Raw genomic sequence first — 17,900 nt, forward strand, 5'->3', positions numbered from 1 at the left:
CGGGACGTGGATTATTTCGTTGGCGGGCCGGAGCTACCAGCCGCGCTCGGAGAGGCGGTGCGGGACCGGGATGTCGTCGACGTTGATGCCGACCATGGCCTCACCCAGGCCACGGGAGACGTCGGCGACGATGGCCGGGTCCAGGTAGTTCTGGGTGGCCTTGACGATGGCGCGGGCGCGCTGCTCCGGGTTACCGGACTTGAAGATGCCGGAGCCGACGAACACGCCGTCGGCGCCCAGCTGCATCATCATGGCGGCATCGGCCGGGGTGGCGATGCCGCCGGCGGTGAACAGCGGCACCGGCAGCCTGCCCTCGCGGGCGACCTCGACGACCAGGTCGTAGGGGGCCTGCAGTTCCTTGGCGGCGACGTAGAGCTCGTCCTCGGCCATGGAGGTCAGGCGGTTGATCTCCGCGCGGATGGTGCGGATGTGGGTGACGGCGTTGGAGACGTCACCGGTGCCGGCCTCACCCTTGGAACGGATCATGGCGGCACCCTCGTTGATGCGGCGCAGGGCCTCGCCGAGGTTGGTGGCACCGCACACGAAGGGGGTCTCGAAGTCGAATTTGTCGATGTGGTTGGCGTAGTCGGCCGGGGTGAGCACCTCGGATTCGTCGATGAAGTCGACGCCGAGGGACTGCAGCACCTGGGCCTCCACGAAGTGCCCGATGCGGGCCTTGGCCATGACCGGGACGGTGGCGGCGGCGATGATGCCGTCGATCATGTCGGGGTCGGACATGCGGGAGACGCCGCCCTGGGCGCGGATATCTGCGGGGACCCGCTCCAGCGCCATGACGGCGATGGCACCGGCCTCCTGGGCGATCTCCGCCTGCTCGGGGGTGACGACATCCATGATGACGCCGCCCTTGAACTGCTCCGCGAAGCCGCGCTTGGCGCGGCCGGTGGTGTTGATGGTCACAGTGGGTCTGCTCCTGTTCGCGATGTAACCTGTTTGCACCGAAAACCTTAGGCTCTCACTGCGGGCGCGGGTTAATTGCCCTGTGTTTACATTCGGGGCGGGTTAGGATCACCGGGTGCGCAGATTCTCCTCGGTCCCCGTGGTGTGGTTCGGTTGGGTGGTGGCCCGCCTGATTCTCGCCGGCATGATCCTGGTGGAACCTCATCCGCTCGGCGACGTGCGCTACTACCATTCGGGCCTGTTCGGCACCGATCCCACAGCCATGACGGAGTACCCGGACGCCGGCGTGTGGCCGCTGCGTCTGCTCAGTGCCCTCACCGGCCCGGAGATGACCGGTTTTCTCATCGGCTTCGGCGTGATGATGATGCTTGTCGACGCCGCCTTCCTCACCCTCCTCCTGTCCGTCGGCGGCACGCGCCGCTTCACGGCCGCGTGGTTCTGGGTCTGTTTCGGGCTGGCGGCCGGGCATGTGTTCTGGCTGCGGCTGGACCTGTTCCCGGCGGTCCTGGTGGGGCTGTTCGCGGCGCTGCTGTTCACCCGCCCTGCGGTGGGTGCCGCGGTGCTCGCGCTGGCCACGGCCGTGAAGCTGTGGCCCGGGGTGCTCGCTGCCGGTCTGGTCGGGGGTCTGCGCCGGGGTGCGACCTGGCGGCGGGTGCTCGCCTTCACTTTCACACTGGTGGCTCTGGCGGGGGTCACCTGGTGGACCTCAGGGCTGCCCCGGCTGCTCAACCCCCTGGACTACCAGGGCGGGCGCGGCATCCAGATCGAGTCGCTCGCGGCCACACCCTTCCTCCTGCACGCCCATAACCGGCCGGGTGAGTACTGGATCGGGTTCGCGGCGTCGAAGAGCTTCGAGATCTCCGGCCCGGGCACCGACGTGGCCGTCCTGGCCACCGACTGGGCGATGGTCGCGGTACTGCTGGCCACTGTGGCGTGGGCCGGCTGGAACCTGATGGCCGACCGCTGGCGGCCCCTGCGGACCGTGGCCTTCTCCCTGCTGTTCGTGCTGCTGCTGATCATGACCAACAAGGTCTTCTCCCCGCAGTACATCGTGTGGCTGGGACCGCTGCTGGCGGTGTGCCTGTACGTCACCCGGTCCCGGCTGGTGCAGGTGATGGCGGTGCTCACGGTCATCGCCGCGGTGCTCGGCACGTGGGTGTACCCCTTCCACTACGACGCGCTGTGGGCCGACCCGGCGACGGCGGGCACCGAGATCACCGTCCTGGCGGTGCGCAACGGCCTCATCGTCGTGCTCACCCTGCTGGCCGCGATGTGGCTGGTGCTGCAGTCCCGGCGCGGTCGGGGGTTCAGGAGCGGTACTCGAAGAATTCCGGCAGCGGCGCAGTCCCCCCGAGACGAAACACCCTGACCAGAGGCCGCAGCCGCAGGGCCCGGGTATCGGCCACCGCGTCGTTGTAGAAGCGGTGGGCCAGCTGGACGCGGACCTCGGCGTCGATGAGTCGGCCGGGCAGGTCGGGGCCCAGTGGAATCAGCGCCTCGGAGAGCTGACGTTCCCGGGTGGCGCGTTCCTCGAAGCTGCCGTGCACCAGAGGTTCGGTCTCCGCGGACAGGGCCAGGGGCCGGGCCTCCGGCAGCAGGGCGGCGATGACGGCCGCACGGCGGTCCAGGGCCGCCTGCAGGGCTGCCAGGGCGGCATCGGTGCGGATGTGCAGCCGGTTGAGGCGCTGCGCGGTCTGGAAGGCCCACAGGGCCACGGCGGTGAGGATGACCGCCAGCAGAATCCACCAGATCATCACTCCACCCCCACCGCGGTGCCGTCCGCGACGGTCTCGTAGACGGTGAGCACGTCCTGGGCGACGGTCTCCCAGTCGAAACGCCGGGCACGCTGCTCCCCCGCCGCGATGAGGCGGGTGCGGGTGGCGGGGTCGTCGACAAGCAGGCGCAGGCTGTCGGCCAGGGCCCGGGCACTGCCCATCTCGAAGAGGACACCTGCCTCCCCCACCACTGCGGCGAAGGCCTCGATGTCGCTGGCCACGACCGCGCAACCGGCGGCCATCGCCTCGACGAGGACGATGCCGAAACTCTCGCCGCCGGTGTTGGGTGCGACGTAGATGTCGGCCCGGCCGAGGATGGCGGCCTTCTCCTCGTCGCTGACCCGGCCCACGAAATCCACGCCGGCGACCTGGCGGGCTTTGCCCGCGCCGATGACGGTGACCCGGACCTCACGTTCCAGCAGTTCCAGGGCGCGCAGCAGGATGTCCAACCCCTTGCGGGGTTCATCCAGGCGGCCGAGGAAGACGATCTCCACCGGCCCCTCCGTGACGGCCGGTTGCTTGCGGGCGGCGGCGAAACGGGCGGTGTCCACCCCGTTGGGGATGAGCACCGGGTCCCCGCCCAGCTGCTCGACCTGCCAGCGGCGTGCCATCTCGGAGACGGCGATCCCGCCGCGGACCTTCTCCAGCGCGGGGCGCAGCAGCGGACGGGCGAGCTGGAGCATGAACGAACCTGAGGAGGAGGCGTGGTAGGTGGCCACGATCGGTCCCCGCGCCATCCACAGGGCCGCCATGGAATAGCTCGGGGAGTTCGGTTCGTGGATGTGCAGGACGTCGAAACGACCCTGGATGATGAATTCCCGGATCCGCGCCCGCACGGCCGGTCCGAAGGAGAGCCTGGCGACGGAACCGTTGTAGCGGATGGGGATGCTGCGCCCGCCGCGGGTGACGTAGTCGGGGACCTGGGTCTTCGCGGCTGCCGGCCCGAGAACCTCGACGTGGTGGCCCAGACCGATGAGTACCTCGGCCAGGTCGAGGATGTGCGCCTGCACCCCGCCCGGGGCGTCGAAGGAGTACGGGCAGATGATGCCGATGCGCACTAGCCACCCCACCCGGGGCCCACGTCCGCCGGCCACAGCGGCTGCAGCATGTGCCAGTCCGCCGGGTGCGCGGCGATGTTCGCGGCGAAACCGTCGGCGAGGCGTTGGACGGTGTCCCCGAGCGTGTCCGCCTCGATCTCCTCGGAGACCGACAACCCCCAGCCGTCCCCGGTGAACCAGCAGTGCGCGACATGCAGCGCGGCCCCGGTGTCCAGGGCCAGTTGGGAGGGGCCGGCGGGCATGGTGGTCTCCTCGCCGAAGAACTCGACCGGCACGCCACGGCGTCTCAGGTCACGCTCCCCCAGCAGGGCGACGGTGCCACCCTCCTGCAGCACCTGGCGCAGGCGCGGGTACGGCGGGGTCCCGCCGGCATGCGCGAGCACCTCGAAACCGAGTGACTCGCGGAAGTCCACGAAGGCGTTATAGAGCACCTCCGGCTTCAGCCGCTCGGCGACGGTGGTGAACGGGCCGTAGTGGCGCACCACGAACAGCCCGGCCATGTCCCAGTTGCCGGAGTGCGGCAGCGCGAGAACCACCCCCCGGCCGGAGCTGAGGGAGGCCTCGAGGTGCTCACGTCCCTCCATCCCGGCCATCAGACGGGCGCCGAGATCCGGGTCATCCTTGATGGCGGGCAGGCGGAAGGCCTCCCGCCAGTAGCGCGCGTAGGAGCGTACGGAATCCCGCACGAGCTCTGCGGTGACGTTCTCCGCACCCACGACCCGGCTCAGGTTGCGGCGCAGCATCTCCATCCCGCGGCCGTTGCCGGAGGCCAGGTCCGCGCCGGCGGTGAACAGAGCGTCCGCGAACCGGTCCGGCATGTGGCGGACCAGCCGCCACCCCGCCAGGTATCCCAGTGCCGCCGGATCCAGGTCCCGGTTGCTCATCTGGCGTTGGCCTCCTGCGGGTCAGAATCCCGGGTGCCGGGTGGCGGGGCGATGTGCTCGAGGGCCTCCGGGTTGCGCGAGGCCATGACCAGGCGCTGGACCACCGTGTACACGGAGCCGGCGGCCAGGGCCCAGATCGCTACGTCGATGGCGTAGGGCACGCCGAGTCCCTGCAGACCGATGCCCGCCAGGCCGATGATCAGCCGCTCGGGGCGTTCGATCAGCCCGCCGACGATGTGGAAGCCGCTGGCCTCGCCGCGGGCCTTGACGTAGCTGATCACCTGGGAGCCGATGAGCACCACGAAAGAGGCCACGATGAGTGAGGGGTGCGGCTGGTAGGTGAAGATCAGCCACCAGGTGATCGCGGCGAACAGCGCTCCGTCGGTGATGCGGTCACACGTGGCGTCGAGTGTCGCCCCGAATTTCGTGCCGCCGCCGCGCAGCCTGGCCATCGTGCCGTCGACCAGGTCGAAGGCGGCGAAGAGTCCGGAGACCACCGCGGCCCAAAACAGGTGTCCGCCCGGGATGAGCAGCACCGCGATGACGGCGGTCACCACCGCGCCGAAGACCGTCACCATGTTGGGGGTCAGGCCCACGCGCAGCAGACCGCGGGCCACCGGTTCGACGATGACGGAGGCGGGTCGGCGACCACGGGTACTAAGCACCGGCAACCTCCACCCAGGCCTCGGCGAGCATGGAGCGGGTGTCGCGCAGCAGCTGCGGCAGCACCTTCGTCCCACCCAGGACGGTGAGGAAATTCGAGTCACCGGACCAGCGGGGCACAACATGCATGTGCAGGTGGTTGCCCACCGAGCCACCCGAGGCCTTGCCCAGGTTGAAGCCGACGTTGATGCCCTCCGGCCGGGAGACCTTCTTGAGCACCTTCACCGCGGTGGTGACGAAGCCCATGAGCTCCGTCATCTCCTCCGGGGTGAGGTTCTCCAGGTCCGCGACCTTGCGGTACGGGATGACCATGAGGTGGCCCGCGTTATACGGGTAGAGGTTGAGGATCGCGTAGACCAGCTCACCACGGGCGACGATCAGCCCGTCCTCATCCGACATCTTCGGGGCGTCGACGAAGGGATCACCCTGCGTCGCCGAACCGGCCGGCGGGCGCTCCTTGATGTAGCTCATCCGGTAGGGCGCCCACAGGCGCGTCAGCCGGTCCGGCTCACCGACGCCGGTGTCTGTCCAGGTGTCCTCAGCGGCGGGCTGCAAGTGCGTCCTCACTCGGCTGGTCGTTGATCCGGTCCTTGATCCAGGCGTCGATGAGCTCGATGGCCTCGGCCACCGGAACGCCGTTGATCTGGGAGCCGTCGAGGAAGCGGAAGCTCACGGCGTTGGCCTCCACGTCACGGGCGCCGGCCAGCAGCATGAAGGGGATCTTGCCGGTGGTGTGGTTGCGGATCTTCTTCTGCATCCGGTCATCCGAGGTGTCCACATCGGCGCGGATACCGCGCTTACGCAGCTCCGCGGTGATCTCCTCCAGGTGCGGAGCGAAGTCCTCGGCCACGGGGATGCCCATGACCTGCTGCGGGGCGAGCCACACCGGGAAAGCGCCGGCGTAGTGCTCCAGGAGCACGCCGAAGAACCGTTCGATGGAGCCGAAGAGCGCGCGGTGGATCATGATCGGCTGTTTCCTGCTGCCGTCCGGGGCGGTGTACTCCAGGTCGAAGCGCTCGGGCATGTTGAAGTCCAACTGGACGGTGGACATCTGCCAGGTACGGCCGATGGCGTCCTTGGCCTGCACGGAGATCTTCGGGCCGTAGAAGGCCGCGCCCTCCGGGTCCGGAACCAGGTCCAGGCCGGAGTTGGTGGCCACACGCTGCAGGATCTCGGTGGAACGCTCCCAGATGTCATCGTCGCCGACGTACTTCTTCGGGTCCTTGGTGGACAGTTCCAGGTAGAAGTCGTCCAGGCCGTAGTCCTTGAGCAGGGAGATGATGAACTCCAGCACGGTGGTCAGCTCGTCCTCGAGCTGGTCCTCGGTGCAGTAGATGTGGGCGTCGTCCTGGGTAAAGCCCCGGGCGCGGGTCAGGCCGTGGACCACGCCGGACTTCTCGTAGCGGTAGACGGTGCCGAACTCGAACAGGCGTAGCGGCAGTTCACGGTAGGAACGGCCCCGGGAGTCGAAGATGAGGTTGTGCATGGGGCAGTTCATCGGCTTCAGGTAGTAGTCCTGACCCGGCTTGGTCTCGTTTCCCTCCTCGTCATACTCCGCGTCGAGCTGCAGCGGGGGGAACATGCCTTCCTTGTAGAAGCCCAGGTGGCCGGACTTCTCGAAGAGGTCCGCCTTGGTCACGTGCGGGGAGGTGACGAAGGAGTAGCCGGCCTCCACGTGACGGCGGCGGGAGTGCTCCTCCATCTCCATGCGCACGGTCGCGCCGTTGGGGTGGAAGACCGGCAGGCCGGAACCGATCTCGTCCGGGAAGGAGAACAGATCCAGCTCGGTGCCCAGACGGCGGTGATCGCGCTTCTCGGCCTCCGCCAGCATGGTCTGGTAGGCGTCGAGGGACTCCTTGTCCTCCCAGGCGGTGCCGTAGATGCGCTGCAGACCGGCGTTGTCCTGGTCGCCGCGCCAGTAGGCCGCCGAGGAGCGGGTGAGCGCGAAGGCCGGGATGTAGCGGGTGGTCGGGATGTGCGGGCCACGGCACAGGTCCGACCACTCGACCTCGCTGGTGCGCGGGTTGATGTTGTCGTAGGCGGTGAGTTCGCCGGCACCGACCTCGGTGGCCTCATCGGAATCCGGGTCGACGTTGCCCTTGTCCTGGATGAGCTCGAGCTTATAGGGCTCGTCCTTCAGTTCCTCGGCGGCAGCCTCGGTGGACTCGTAGACGCGGCGCTCGAAACGCTGGCCGGTCTTGATGATCTTCTTCATCCGCTTCTCAATTGCCTTGAGGTCCTCCGGGGTGAAGGGCTCGGCGACGTCGAAGTCGTAGTAGAAACCATTGTCGATGGCCGGGCCGATGCCCAACTTCGTACCCGGGAACTCCAGCTGCACGGCCTGCGCCAGCACGTGGGCGCAGGAGTGGCGGATGATGGCGCGCCCGTCCTCGGTGTTCGCTGCAACCGGGGTGAACTCGGCGTCGACCTCCGGGGTGTGGGAGAGGTCGCGCAGCTCGCCGTCAGTGTCCTTGACGGCGACGATGGCCTCCGGGCCCTTGTTCGGCAGGTCCAGCTCCCGCATCGCGGCACCGACCGCGGTGCCGGCCGGGACCTGGAACGAAGGGATGTCGGTAGCGGTGATGTTCACCATGGGTGTTGCGCTCCTTAAACTTGCGCTCACGCAGGCGGCGGCATACCTGGCCGCTGCCTGCTCAACAGGACGGGCGCGGCTGCGCAGCGCGCAGTCGCTGCGCAACATCCTACCCCGCAGCCGCGCGCCCTCCGGAAGCCGTGTCGGGCTCAGGCGTCGTCAAGAAGCGACTGCGCCCAGAAGACGTCGTTGCCGCGGCCGTCTGCCCGGGTTCCCGGCGGGATCCAGTAGACGGCGGAACCGATGTGGGAGATCCACTCGTTGAGGCGGTCACCCTCGTCCAGGCGCTGCTGGACCGGGTGGTACTGGCGGACCGGGTCCTTCTGGAAGGTGAGGAAGACCAGGCCGGAGTTGGACAGCTGCTCCGAGCCGGGCTCCGGCGCAATATCGTAGTTGTAGGGGCGGCGGAGGAACTTCTGCTCCGGGCGGTCAGCGGGGGCCTTGGCGCGGAACATGTGGCTCTGCCGGTCGATGACGGGCAGCCCGTATTTATCGGTGGCGTTGTAATCCGGCTCGTCGAACTCCGCCTCCCCGGTCAAGGGTGCACCATTGTCCAGGCGGCGGCCCAGGGACTCCTCACGGGATTTCCGGTCGAGCATCTCCCAGGTGTCCATGTTCATGTTGATGCGCCGCAGCACCATCGACGTCGAGCCCTGCATCCAGGCGGGACCGTCCTGGATCCACACCTGCTCGTCGAAGCTCTCCCCCGTCCGCGGGTTGACGGTGCCGTCGACCTGGCCGAAGAGGTTGCGCGGTGTCTCATCCTTCGTCCGCGCCCCGTCCGCGTTGAGAAAGCCCTGCTGCATCCACTGCACGCGGGCGTAGTCCACGCCTGAGCGCACCAGGTGGCGCGTGGCATGCGAGAGCATCAGCGGGTCGTCGCAGCAGACCTGGATGACCAGGTCGCTCTGGCCCCACTTGGGGTCCAGCTGGTCCAGGCTGTACTCCGGCAGGGGTTTCAACCACTCCGGACGCTGGTCGGCGGCGTCGATGACCTCGAAGATGCGGGGACCGAAACCACAGGTGATGGTCAGGTTCGCCGGGGTGACCACGAGTTCCGGTTCGAGGCTGCCCAACGGGGTTTCGCCGGTGCACAGGCGCCGGGAGTCCTCGGTCCAGGAACGCATCAGCCGGGTCAGACCCGCCCGGTCAACACCGTCGGCCAGTTGGAAGCCGATGAGGTTGAGCTGGGCCTGCGCCGGAGTGGCGACACCCGCCTGATGCACACCGTCAAAGGGCACGATCGCATCCCGCAGCCGCGTATCCGCCGGCGGCGGCCCGGACTCCGCTGCCGCGCAGGCGGCCAGAGCGGCTCCACCGGCGGTGACGGACAGGCCCGTGAGAAATCCACGGCGGGACAACGAGAACATGACTGTCAACTACTTCCTGGGGAATATGCTCGTGCTGGTGCGGACTAGTGGTCGTGGCCCATCAGGGAGCCGTCGGAACCGTAGTCCTCATCACCCGGGTTCATGGTGCGGACGGGGATCTCCTTGATGTCGAAGGTCGAGCCGTCGGCGAGCTCGACGGTGATGTCGACGACGTCACCGGCCGGGATCTCACCCATGTAGTCCATGATCATCATGTGGTCCCCGCCCGGCACGAGCTCATGGGACTCACCGGCCGGGATGACGAAACCACCCGGCTTCTCCTGCATGACGCCGTCAGTGACCTCGTGCAGCTCGAAGCTGGCGTCCTCGAAGTCAGCGCTGAAACCGGTGACGTTGATCTCTTCGTCGGTGTGGTTGATGAAGGTGCCGAAGATACCCGTCATGCCCTTGTCGGCCTCCATTGCCCGGACGACGCCCTCGGTGAAGGTGACATCCGTGGCGGCCTGGGCGGCAGCGCTGGTGGCGGTGGCGGTTGTGGTGGTGTCCGCGCCGTTGTCACCGGTGGCGCAACCTGCCAGGGTGAGGGCGGAAACGACGAGAACGGACACTGCGATACGACCTCGGTTGAACATCATCTACTCCTGTGTGTTGTGTCGGCCCCGGGCGATCATCATGATGACGACGCCGAGGACAGCAAGTACACCCACACCGGCGAGCACCCATGCCATGGGGCCCTCCGGCAGTCCCGACTCCCCCGCACCCGGATCGGTGGACACCTCGGTGGTGTCCGCCGTCGTGGTGGGGGCCGCGGTGCCGGTGGCCGCCTCTGCCGCAGCTTCCCCGCCGGTCACGGTGAAGGTGGTCATGCCGCGGGTGGAGTGGCCGTCCGAGGAGGTGATCTGGAAGCCGATGCGGTATTCGCCGGCCCCCGGTTCGATGTCCGCCGGCACATCCAGGCTCACCCAGCGGCCGTCGATGGCCGGCTCGCCGGAGAAGAGGATGTCACCGGATTCCGCTTCGGAGATGGCGAAGGTGTTGAAGTCCTCCTTCACGTAGCCGGAGAACTCGAGGGAGATCGTGTCGGGGAATTCCTGCAGGACCGCCTTGTCAGCGGGGTCGCCGCCGATGACCACATCATGCGCCAGCGCAGCGGGGGCGGACAGGGCCAGGCCGACCGCCACGGCTGTCGCGGCGGTCAGGGTCCGGAACGGACGGAAACGAGACACGGTCACTGAGGGCATCCACCTTCACAGATAAGGGTGTACGACACCCGCGTCTTGCGGGTGTCACTGGAGCTGTCGGAGAACCACGGGTTTTAGTTCCCGGCGGAAGCGTCCTCACCTGGGGTTTCACCTTGCCCGCAGCTGTGCAGGTCGCGCCGTCAGTGGCGGGGACCTGCGGAAATGCGGGGAACCGGCACCAGGCGTGATCTGGGACACTCGGGCCCCCCGAATTGACAGCCATACCCCGCCAGGGTAGCACCCTGATATCCCGGAAGGAAGGTGGTGTGCGGCACCCCGGGCTGCGGCACCATATGGTGGTTTCATGCGATGGACCGGCCACATGACATCAACTGACCAGCCCGCACGGGTCATGCTCGTCGGCTGCGGCCGGGTGGGCACCAGACTGGGGAAGCACCTGCTCGCCTCCGGCCGGGAGGTGGTCGCGCTGCGGCGGGACACTTCGAGCCTGCCCGCGGAGTTCCACAGCGTCCCCGTCGATCTGGGGAAGCCACTTGCTGAGGCATTACCCGCCGCAGACGCGATGGTGATCACCCTGACGTCGTCCACGGGCGGGGAACCCGACGGCTATCTGAAGGCGCTGCGAAATCTTGCGGCAGCGCTGCCGTCCGTGCCGCCGCGGGTGATCTTCGTGTCCTCCACGGGTGTCTTCGAGGGCAGATACGATGGCCGCCCACTGACCGAGGCGGACATCCCCGCGCCCACCACCCCGCGGGGTGTCCTGCTGCGCGAGGGCGAGCTGCTGGCCACCGCGCTTTTCGACGCCCTCATCGTCCGCCCCGCAGGCATCTACGGACCGGGGCGCGAGATGATCCTGCGGAAGGTCCTCGAACGCTCTCCCATCCGGTACGCACAGCGGACCAACCGCATCCACGAAGCTGATCTGGTCCGCGCCCTGGAGTGGCTGCTCACCGCCGCAGATCCTCCCCGTGTGCTGCACGCCGTGGACCGGGCACCCGCCCCGCTCGGCGAGGTGGCCGGCTTCGTAGCGCAGCACCTGGGACTGCCGGCACCTCCGGAGGCCGCGCCCGGAGAGGCCGGGGGCACGGTTCTGGACGGGTCACTGCTGCATGGTCTCCTGGGTGGTCTGCACTACCCGACCTTCCGGGAGGGCTATGCGGAGATCATCGCGGGACGAGAGCCCTGAGCTGGGCAAATAATGAAAATGCCCCGTTCATCACCATGATGAACGGGGCTGTTGTGGTCCTAGCTGGGTTCGAACCAGCGACCTTTCCGGTGTGAACGGAACGCTCTTCCACTGAGCCATAGGACCTTGTGCGCTTAAGAACTCTACCCACAGGAGGGTGAAAGGACCTAATCCGCAGGTCAGCACACATATCGGCCGGGCAAGGCCCCATCGGGCACCCCTGAAATGACACAGATGTAATTCAAACCTGCCCAGCGGCCGGGCCGCGACCTGCACTTCCCTGCCGCGACCTGGCGATTTGTCATCCGAGGGTGGTTGAGGATAATGTTTTGAACCGCACCACAGCAACGGCCACAAGCCGCCAGCCAGGTGCATGCGGATGTAGCGCAGTTGGTAGCGCATCACCTTGCCAAGGTGAGGGTCGCGAGTTCGAGTCTCGTCATCCGCTCTCATTTCACCGGGCCAATCGGTAAGAAATGAACCCGCGCGTTTAGCTCAGCGGGAGAGCGCTTCCCTGACACGGAAGAGGTCACTGGTTCAATCCCAGTATCGCGCACTGAGGGTCAAGCACCCTCGCATTGCGGATGTAGCGCAGTTGGTAGCGCATCACCTTGCCAAGGTGAGGGTCGCGAGTTCGAGTCTCGTCATCCGCTCTGGTACTTTGTGCCTTAAGGTGCCTTGAGGCGGTAACGCCACGGTGGAATGGCCGAGTGGTGAGGCAACGGTCTGCAAAACCGTGCACACGGGTTCGATTCCCGTTTCCACCTCTGTTAGTCCTGCGCGATTAGCTCAGCGGGAGAGCGCTTCCCTGACACGGAAGAGGTCACTGGTTCAATCCCAGTATCGCGCACTGAGGGTCAAGCACCCTCGCATTGCGGATGTAGCGCAGTTGGTAGCGCATCACCTTGCCAAGGTGAGGGTCGCGAGTTCGAGTCTCGTCATCCGCTCCAGCCCACGGGGGCCGGTCTTTGACCGGCCCCCGTTTTCGTTACCCTTGGGGCATGCTGACTGACATCATCGGCCCCACCCTCCCACCGGGCGAACCGGAACTGCGGGCCGTCGCCATCTCCTCCCTCACGGGTTCCCTCACCCTCGACGGCCTCTCCGGCGGGATGGGCAACGACCTCGACCGGGAGCTGTTTCTGGCCATGCGCGACTGGGCGGATGTCGTGCTGGTGGGGGCGCGCACCGTCGTCGCGGAGAACTACACCGGCCAGCGGGCCGCATGCCTGGCCATCGTCTCCCGCACCCTGCACCTGGGCGACCGCTCCTTCGACAACACCCTCATCCTCACCCCGCGCAGTTCACTGACCACCGCCCCCGCCCATCTCGCCCCGGCCGAACTCATCCCCGCTGACTCACCCGAGGAGATGGTGCAGGCGCTGCACGACCGTGGGCTCATGCGGATCGCCTGCGAGGGCGGGTCCGGTGTCTTCAACATGATGTTCGGGGCGGACCTGGTGGACGTGCTGCACCTGACGGTGGCGCCGCTGATCTCCGCGCCCGTGGGAAAGCATCTGGTCAACGACGTGAACAGGTGGCTGTCGCTGGACCATATGACCTCCACTGACGACGGCACGCTGTTCCTGCGCTACCGCAGGGGCGAAAAGGGGCTGCGGTAGGGTAAACCGCGTGACTTCGCCGACGACCCGACTTGAGAACCTGTGGGTTGCCCGCACCCCCCTGACTGATCCGCCGGCGGAGCCGCGCCGGACCCGCTTCGACCGGATCGGTCGGGCGGTCGCCTGGCCGCTGGCTGTGGCGCTGGTCCTGCACCGGGTGTTCGTGCTGGCGTTGAACGGTTCAGTGACCGACGACTTCACCACCGTCTACGCCGCGGTGCGCCGGGCAATCGACGGCGTGCCGGTCTACAACGAGATCTACCACCACGTGGACCCGCACTACCTGTACAACCCGGGGGCCACGCTGCTGCTGATGCCCCTGGGTTGGTTGAGCGACATCGACGCCGCCCGGACCGCCTTCATCATCGCCAATGCGGCGGCCGTCATCGCGGCGCTTGCGCTGCTCACCCGGATGTTCGGCTGGTCCCTGCGCAGCTTCGTGTGGCCCGCGGCGGTCGCATTCGCCTTCCTCACCGAATCAGTGCGCAACACGTTGATCTTCTCCAACATCAACGGGATGCTGCTGCTGGCCCTCGCCGGGTTCCTCGCGCTGCTGCTGTCGGGTCGGCGCTGGCGGGCCGGGCTGCTCATCGGGGTGGCGATCCTGATCAAACCGCAGTTCGCGCCCCTGCTGTTCCTGCCGGCGGTGAAACTCGACTGGCGGACCGTCCTGGGCGGTGTCACCGTCCCGGTCGTCTTCAACCTGGCGGCATGGCCGGTGGTGCCCGGGGCCGGTGACTACCTCACCCGCCTGGTCCCCTACCTCGGTGAGGTGCGCGACTACGCTAACTCCTCGCTGGCGGGCGCGGCCGTCTACTTCGGTATGCCCGCCGCGCTGGAGACGGCCCTGTGGCTGTTGTTCGCCGTCATCGTCGCCGTGGGCGTCATCGTCCTGCTGCGCTGGCGTTACACCGATCCCCTGCTGTGGGCCACCACCACCACCGGGCTGCTGCTCGCCGGGGTGTTCTTCCTGTCCTCGCTGGGGCAGATGTACTACTCGATGATGCTCTTCCCCATGATGTTCACCCTCCTGCAGCGCACCAGCGTCTTCCACACGTGGCCGGCCTGGCTGGCGGCCTATCTCTTCCTCACCCCGGATTCCTTCCACTCGACCACCGAAGTCGATCTGTCACGGTGGATGGCCTTCTTCCACCCGACCATCGGCTGGGCGCTGCTGCTCGTGGCGGTCACCACCAGCGCTCTGGTGTGGTGGCGGGAGGAATCGTTAGACTCGGGGCATGACCGACTTCAAACTGATCAGCGACACCGAGTGGCGCCAGCGTCTGACGCCTGAGGAATTCCACGTCCTGCGTCAGGCAGGCACCGAACCGCCCCACGTCGGTGAATACACCGACACCACCACCGAGGGTGTCTACTCCTGCAGGGCCTGCGGTGCAGAACTGTTCCGTTCCGACGAGAAATTCGACGCCCGCTGCGGCTGGCCCTCCTTCTTCTCCCCCCTGGCCGGGGACCGCATCATCGAGCGCCGCGACACCTCCCACGGCATGGTCCGCGTGGAGGTGCTGTGTGCAAACTGCGAATCCCACCTGGGGCACGTCTTCGAGGGTGAGGGCTACGACACCCCCACCGATCTGCGCTACTGCATCAACTCCATCTCCCTGACACTGGAGCCGCAGGAGAAGTAGGACAGCAACGCAAAGACGCCCGCCTGGGTTCAGGCGGGCGTCGACAAGCATTCTGCTAAGGCAGGATCCGGATGATCTCCCCGACGTCGGCGACACGGCGGCCGGTGAAGAAGGGGGTCTCCTCACGCACGTGGAGGCGGGCCTCCGTGTAACGCATCTTGTACATCAGATCAACGATGCGGTCCAGGCTCGGCCCCTCGAAGGCGAGCATCCACTCGTAGTCACCCAGGGCGAAGGCCGGCACCGTGTTGGCGCGGACATCCGGGTAATCGCGGGCCGCCTGGCCGTGCTCCGCGAGGATACGGCGACGCTCCTTGTCGTCGAGCAGGTACCACTCGTAGGAACGGACGAAGGGGTAGACCGTGATCCACGCCTCCGCTTCCTCACCCATGATGAAGGACGGCAGGTGCGAGCGGTTGAACTCGGCCGGACGGTGCAGGGAGGAACCGATCCAGGTGGACTCCAGCAGCTGGCCCAGCACCGTGGTGCGGCGGAAGCCCTGGTAGGCGGCCTGCAGATCCTCGAATTCCTCGGCGTGCCACCAGATCATCAGATCGGCCTCGGCGTTGATGCCGGAGACGTCGTAGATACCGCGGACCACGACCTTGCCCTCCCCCGCCAGCTTCTCGAAGAAGGCCGTGGCCTCGGAGATGATCTCATCACGCTCGGTGCCGAGCGCCCCCGGGATGGCGCGGAAGGTGACGAACTGGGAGTAGCGCTGAATGCTGTTGAGCTCGTCAAAGTTCAGTTTGCTCACGAAAACCTCTTTCCTGGTCGGGCCGTCGGAAACAGCGGCCTCATCCATCATAAGTTGTATCCGCCCGCGGGAGGCAACCTTCCCGGCGGCGCGCCTCCACCGGCCTGAAGACACGCGTGGTTAATTGGAGTCGTGTTCACCCCAGACGCCTCCTCCACCCCGACGCCTCTGAACCGCGCGAGTGACACCGGAAACGGAAACAGCACTCCGCCGGCATTCACGCAGGCCGTCGAGTCGATGCACGCGGCCCGGTTACGTCCCGAGATCACCCTGGGCACCATCCGTCCGCCGCAGCGTCTGGCGCCGTTCAGCCACGCGATCGGCCTCGAGGTGGAACGCTCCATGGAGGAGGCCGCCGCCGAGGGGGATGCCTTCGGACGGCTCATCCTCCTGCACGACCCCGGTGCCGAGGAGACCTGGGAGGGGGCCATGCGGCTGGTGGCCTACATCCAGGCCGACATGGAGCACGAGGTCGCCTCCGATCCCCTGCTGCCCGACGTCGCCTGGCAGTGGCTGACCGAGGCCCTGGCCGGCGCCGACGCCGACCACACCAACCTCGGCGGCACCGTCACCGCGACCGCCTCGGTCCGCTTCGGGGAGATCGGTGGCCCACCGCGGGCCCACCAGCTGGAGATGCGTGCCTCCTGGACCGCCTCCGACCTGGATCTCGCCCCGCACGTCCTCGCCTTCTCCCGCGTCCTGGCCCACGTCGCCGGCCTTCCCCCGGAGGGCATCACCCGCCTGGGCTGAGCAGTGGTTTAGGCTGGATGATCATGGCGCACGTTCTCAGCACCCCCAACGACGGGATCCCCCGGGTCCTGGCCACCCCTGACGCTTTCAGCGAGGCCGCCGATGCCCTCGCCGCGGGACAGGGACCCCTGGCCATCGACACTGAACGCGCCTCCGGTTTCCGTTACGACGACCGCGCCTTCCTCGTCCAGATCCGCCGCCGCGGCGTGGGCACCTTCCTCCTCGACCCGGAGGGCCACCGCTCCGAATTCACCGCCGCCCTGGCGCCTGTCCTCAACCGGCAGGACTGGATCCTCCACGCCGCAGCCTCCGACCTGCCCTCCCTGGCCTGGCTCGGCCTCTACCCCCGCACCCTCTTCGACACGGAACTCGCCGGGCGCCTCGCAGGCTTCGACCACGTCAACCTCGCCGCCATGACCGAGATGCTTTTCGACGTCCGCCTCGCCAAAGGCCACGGCGCCGAGGACTGGTCCCAACGCCCCCTGCCCGAGGACTGGCTCGCCTATGCCGCCCTCGACGTGGAACTGCTCCTCGAACTCGGGGACACCATGGCAGAGATCCTGGACAACCAGGGCAAACTCGACTGGGCCAGCCAGGAGTTCGAGTACATCCGTACCACCCATTCCGAGATCACCGGCCCCGCGGACGCCACCTGGCGTTCCGTGCGCGGCATCTCCTCCCTCCACCGGCCGGAGCAGCTCGCGATCGCCCGGGAACTGTGGATGAGCCGGGAAGCCATCGCCGTAGAGGAGGACCGGGCAGTCTCCCGGATCCTGCCGAACAAGGTGCTCGTCGAGATCGCCCGCACCGTCCCCCGCACCAACCGCGAACTCACGCAGGTCAAGGGTTTCCGCCGCTCCGCCAGCCGCTTCTGGAGAGAGATCATCCAGCGCGCCCTGGACTCCGACCCGCGCACCTGGCCGAAACGCGAACGCCCCACCCGCGGCCTGCCCTCCCGCCAGGCCTGGGCCAGCGAATACCCCGAATCCTTCGAGCGCTACTCCACCGCCCGGGGGCTTCTCGACGACCTCTCCGCCGACCTGGCCATCCCCAGCGAGAACATCCTCAAACCTTCGGTCCTGCGCACGGTGGTGTGGTCCGCCACCACCGGCCGGGAGATCCGCTCCCCCCTGGAACTGCCGGATGCGCTGCGCGCGCATCAGGCACGTCCGTGGCAGGTGGAACTGACCTCCCCCATCCTCACGGAGACCCTCTTCTAGTTGTCCCGCCAGTAGTTGTTCGCCGCGGCGATGGTCGCGAACTCAATCGCGACGACATGGCCGGCCGCCACCAGCGAATCAGCGTCCGTGGCATAACCCGCCCGCAGGACCTGCCGGACCGAGGCGTCAGGCTGGATCGCCCCGATCGTCTTCCGCGCGATGGCCAGCGCCAGCTCGCGGCCCTGCTCAGGTGTTTCAGTGATGAGGGAGTTGTTCGGGACAAGCGGCATGATGACCTCCGGAGATCAGTGATGGGGATGGCGGAGGCCGTCACCGACAACCGCCGGACTGTAAC

Annotated in this window: 19 protein-coding genes and 7 tRNA genes; 13 read left to right on the forward strand and 13 right to left on the reverse strand. The window is 67.4% G+C overall.

All coding sequences use genetic code 11. From position 1 onward, the window contains the following. Positions 1–33: 33 nt before the first annotated feature. Complete coding sequence (gene pdxS, locus NYP18_RS05375) at positions 34–918, reverse strand: pyridoxal 5'-phosphate synthase lyase subunit PdxS (RefSeq protein WP_259427158.1); 885 nt, start codon at positions 916–918, stop codon at positions 34–36. A gap of 115 nt (positions 919–1,033) precedes the next feature. On the opposite strand from pdxS, the gene NYP18_RS05380 reads away from it, so the two are divergent. Next, positions 1,034–2,287, forward strand: a complete 1,254-nt coding sequence (locus tag NYP18_RS05380; protein WP_259427159.1) for a DUF2029 domain-containing protein — start codon at positions 1,034–1,036, stop codon at positions 2,285–2,287. On the opposite strand, the gene NYP18_RS05385 is transcribed toward NYP18_RS05380, so the two are convergent. From NYP18_RS05385 to NYP18_RS05425, 9 genes are all read right to left on the reverse strand, one after another. Continuing rightward, positions 2,226–2,675: a LemA family protein gene (locus tag NYP18_RS05385; RefSeq protein ID WP_259427160.1), complete on the reverse strand. Its 450-nt coding sequence runs from the start codon at positions 2,673–2,675 to the stop codon at positions 2,226–2,228. The two genes, NYP18_RS05380 and NYP18_RS05385, sit on opposite strands and share 62 nt — an antisense overlap. Then, positions 2,672–3,751 carry a glycosyltransferase family 4 protein gene (locus NYP18_RS05390; RefSeq protein WP_259427161.1) on the reverse strand — a complete coding sequence of 360 codons (1,080 nt, stop codon included), beginning with the start codon at positions 3,749–3,751 and terminating at the stop codon, positions 2,672–2,674. Before NYP18_RS05390 ends, NYP18_RS05385 begins: the two co-directional genes overlap by 4 nt. Beyond that, complete coding sequence (locus NYP18_RS05395; protein ID WP_259427162.1) at positions 3,751–4,635, reverse strand: phosphatidylinositol mannoside acyltransferase; 885 nt, start codon at positions 4,633–4,635, stop codon at positions 3,751–3,753. Before NYP18_RS05395 ends, NYP18_RS05390 begins: the two co-directional genes overlap by 1 nt. Then, the gene (pgsA, locus tag NYP18_RS05400; protein ID WP_259427163.1) at positions 4,632–5,300 is read right to left on the reverse strand and encodes a phosphatidylinositol phosphate synthase; all 669 of its coding nucleotides are present in this window, start codon (positions 5,298–5,300) and stop codon (positions 4,632–4,634) included. Before pgsA ends, NYP18_RS05395 begins: the two co-directional genes overlap by 4 nt. Next, entirely contained in the window at positions 5,293–5,853 is a 561-nt protein-coding gene (locus NYP18_RS05405) for an ATP adenylyltransferase (protein ID WP_259427164.1), read from the reverse strand. The genes pgsA and NYP18_RS05405 overlap by 8 nt, the downstream gene beginning before the upstream one ends. Then, on the reverse strand, positions 5,837–7,891 hold the full coding sequence (gene thrS, locus NYP18_RS05410) for a threonine--tRNA ligase (protein ID WP_259427165.1): 2,055 nt from the start codon (positions 7,889–7,891) through the stop codon (positions 5,837–5,839). The genes NYP18_RS05405 and thrS overlap by 17 nt, the downstream gene beginning before the upstream one ends. Before the next feature lie 149 nt (positions 7,892–8,040). After that, a complete protein-coding gene (locus NYP18_RS05415; protein ID WP_259427166.1) occupies positions 8,041–9,261 on the reverse strand; it encodes a Dyp-type peroxidase in 1,221 nt (406 codons plus the stop codon). A gap of 44 nt (positions 9,262–9,305) precedes the next feature. Further along, complete coding sequence (locus NYP18_RS05420) at positions 9,306–9,857, reverse strand: copper chaperone PCu(A)C (RefSeq protein WP_259427167.1); 552 nt, start codon at positions 9,855–9,857, stop codon at positions 9,306–9,308. Beyond that, positions 9,858–10,463, reverse strand: a complete 606-nt coding sequence (locus tag NYP18_RS05425) for a copper resistance CopC family protein (protein WP_439648054.1) — start codon at positions 10,461–10,463, stop codon at positions 9,858–9,860. 322 nt (positions 10,464–10,785) lie between these two features. Here NYP18_RS05425 and NYP18_RS05430 point away from each other — a divergent pair, with 322 nt between their 5' ends. After that, entirely contained in the window at positions 10,786–11,610 is an 825-nt protein-coding gene (locus tag NYP18_RS05430; protein ID WP_259427169.1) for an NAD(P)H-binding protein, read from the forward strand. Positions 11,611–11,664: 54 nt separating this feature from the next. On the opposite strand, the gene NYP18_RS05435 is transcribed toward NYP18_RS05430, so the two are convergent. Then, positions 11,665–11,736, reverse strand: a tRNA-Val gene (locus tag NYP18_RS05435). A 249-nt stretch (positions 11,737–11,985) separates the two neighbouring features. On the opposite strand from NYP18_RS05435, the gene NYP18_RS05440 reads away from it, so the two are divergent. The 9 genes from NYP18_RS05440 (at position 11,986) to msrB (ending at position 14,878) form a co-directional block, all read left to right on the forward strand. Beyond that, a tRNA-Gly gene (locus NYP18_RS05440) sits at positions 11,986–12,058 on the forward strand. Between the two features lie 36 nt (positions 12,059–12,094). After that, positions 12,095–12,166 (forward strand) — tRNA-Val (locus NYP18_RS05445). A gap of 24 nt (positions 12,167–12,190) precedes the next feature. Continuing rightward, positions 12,191–12,263, forward strand: a tRNA-Gly gene (locus tag NYP18_RS05450). Positions 12,264–12,306: 43 nt separating this feature from the next. Then, positions 12,307–12,377 (forward strand) — tRNA-Cys (locus tag NYP18_RS05455). A gap of 11 nt (positions 12,378–12,388) precedes the next feature. Beyond that, positions 12,389–12,460: transfer RNA gene (locus NYP18_RS05460), tRNA-Val, on the forward strand. 24 nt (positions 12,461–12,484) lie between these two features. Further along, positions 12,485–12,560, forward strand: a tRNA-Gly gene (locus NYP18_RS05465). 51 nt (positions 12,561–12,611) lie between these two features. Next, the gene (locus NYP18_RS05470) at positions 12,612–13,232 is read left to right on the forward strand and encodes a dihydrofolate reductase family protein (RefSeq protein WP_259427170.1); all 621 of its coding nucleotides are present in this window, start codon (positions 12,612–12,614) and stop codon (positions 13,230–13,232) included. Between the two features lie 10 nt (positions 13,233–13,242). Further along, the gene (locus tag NYP18_RS05475) at positions 13,243–14,526 is read left to right on the forward strand and encodes a glycosyltransferase family 87 protein (RefSeq protein WP_369415243.1); all 1,284 of its coding nucleotides are present in this window, start codon (positions 13,243–13,245) and stop codon (positions 14,524–14,526) included. Beyond that, positions 14,471–14,878, forward strand: coding sequence for a peptide-methionine (R)-S-oxide reductase MsrB (msrB, locus tag NYP18_RS05480; protein ID WP_259427171.1), 408 nt, complete (start codon positions 14,471–14,473; stop codon positions 14,876–14,878). The genes NYP18_RS05475 and msrB overlap by 56 nt, the downstream gene beginning before the upstream one ends. A 55-nt stretch (positions 14,879–14,933) precedes the next feature. On the opposite strand, the gene hemQ is transcribed toward msrB, so the two are convergent. Continuing rightward, positions 14,934–15,635: a hydrogen peroxide-dependent heme synthase gene (gene hemQ / locus NYP18_RS05485; protein ID WP_369408411.1), complete on the reverse strand. Its 702-nt coding sequence runs from the start codon at positions 15,633–15,635 to the stop codon at positions 14,934–14,936. A gap of 168 nt (positions 15,636–15,803) precedes the next feature. Here hemQ and NYP18_RS05490 point away from each other — a divergent pair, with 168 nt between their 5' ends. After that, positions 15,804–16,385 carry a DUF3000 domain-containing protein gene (locus tag NYP18_RS05490; RefSeq protein WP_259427434.1) on the forward strand — a complete coding sequence of 194 codons (582 nt, stop codon included), beginning with the start codon at positions 15,804–15,806 and terminating at the stop codon, positions 16,383–16,385. A gap of 23 nt (positions 16,386–16,408) precedes the next feature. Beyond that, the gene (locus tag NYP18_RS05495; protein ID WP_259427172.1) at positions 16,409–17,605 is read left to right on the forward strand and encodes an HRDC domain-containing protein; all 1,197 of its coding nucleotides are present in this window, start codon (positions 16,409–16,411) and stop codon (positions 17,603–17,605) included. Here NYP18_RS05495 and NYP18_RS05500 read toward each other — a convergent pair. Beyond that, a complete protein-coding gene (locus NYP18_RS05500; protein WP_259427173.1) occupies positions 17,602–17,835 on the reverse strand; it encodes a hexameric tyrosine-coordinated heme protein in 234 nt (77 codons plus the stop codon). The genes NYP18_RS05495 and NYP18_RS05500 overlap by 4 nt on opposite strands. Between the last annotated feature and the right edge of the window lie 65 nt (positions 17,836–17,900).

The organism is Corynebacterium lemuris, assembly GCF_024919295.1.
GTDB classification, from domain to species: Bacteria; Actinomycetota; Actinomycetes; order Mycobacteriales; family Mycobacteriaceae; genus Corynebacterium; species Corynebacterium lemuris.

What these genes read in the sequence shown, in the direction of transcription:
- NYP18_RS05430 (WP_259427169.1), top strand. Translation starts at nt 10,786, where the DNA reads ATGACATCAACTGACCAGCCCGCACGGGTCATGCTCGTCGGCTGCGGC.
- NYP18_RS05415 (WP_259427166.1), bottom strand. Translation starts at nt 9,261, where the DNA reads ATGTTCTCGTTGTCCCGCCGTGGATTTCTCACGGGCCTGTCCGTCACC.
- NYP18_RS05420 (WP_259427167.1), bottom strand. Translation starts at nt 9,857, where the DNA reads ATGATGTTCAACCGAGGTCGTATCGCAGTGTCCGTTCTCGTCGTTTCC.
- msrB (WP_259427171.1), top strand. Translation starts at nt 14,471, where the DNA reads ATGACCGACTTCAAACTGATCAGCGACACCGAGTGGCGCCAGCGTCTG.
- NYP18_RS05500 (WP_259427173.1), bottom strand. Translation starts at nt 17,835, where the DNA reads ATGCCGCTTGTCCCGAACAACTCCCTCATCACTGAAACACCTGAGCAG.
- NYP18_RS05495 (WP_259427172.1), top strand. Translation starts at nt 16,409, where the DNA reads ATGGCGCACGTTCTCAGCACCCCCAACGACGGGATCCCCCGGGTCCTG.
- NYP18_RS05425 (WP_439648054.1), bottom strand. Translation starts at nt 10,463, where the DNA reads ATGCCCTCAGTGACCGTGTCTCGTTTCCGTCCGTTCCGGACCCTGACC.
- thrS (WP_259427165.1), bottom strand. Translation starts at nt 7,891, where the DNA reads ATGGTGAACATCACCGCTACCGACATCCCTTCGTTCCAGGTCCCGGCC.
- NYP18_RS05395 (WP_259427162.1), bottom strand. Translation starts at nt 4,635, where the DNA reads ATGAGCAACCGGGACCTGGATCCGGCGGCACTGGGATACCTGGCGGGG.
- NYP18_RS05470 (WP_259427170.1), top strand. Translation starts at nt 12,612, where the DNA reads ATGCTGACTGACATCATCGGCCCCACCCTCCCACCGGGCGAACCGGAA.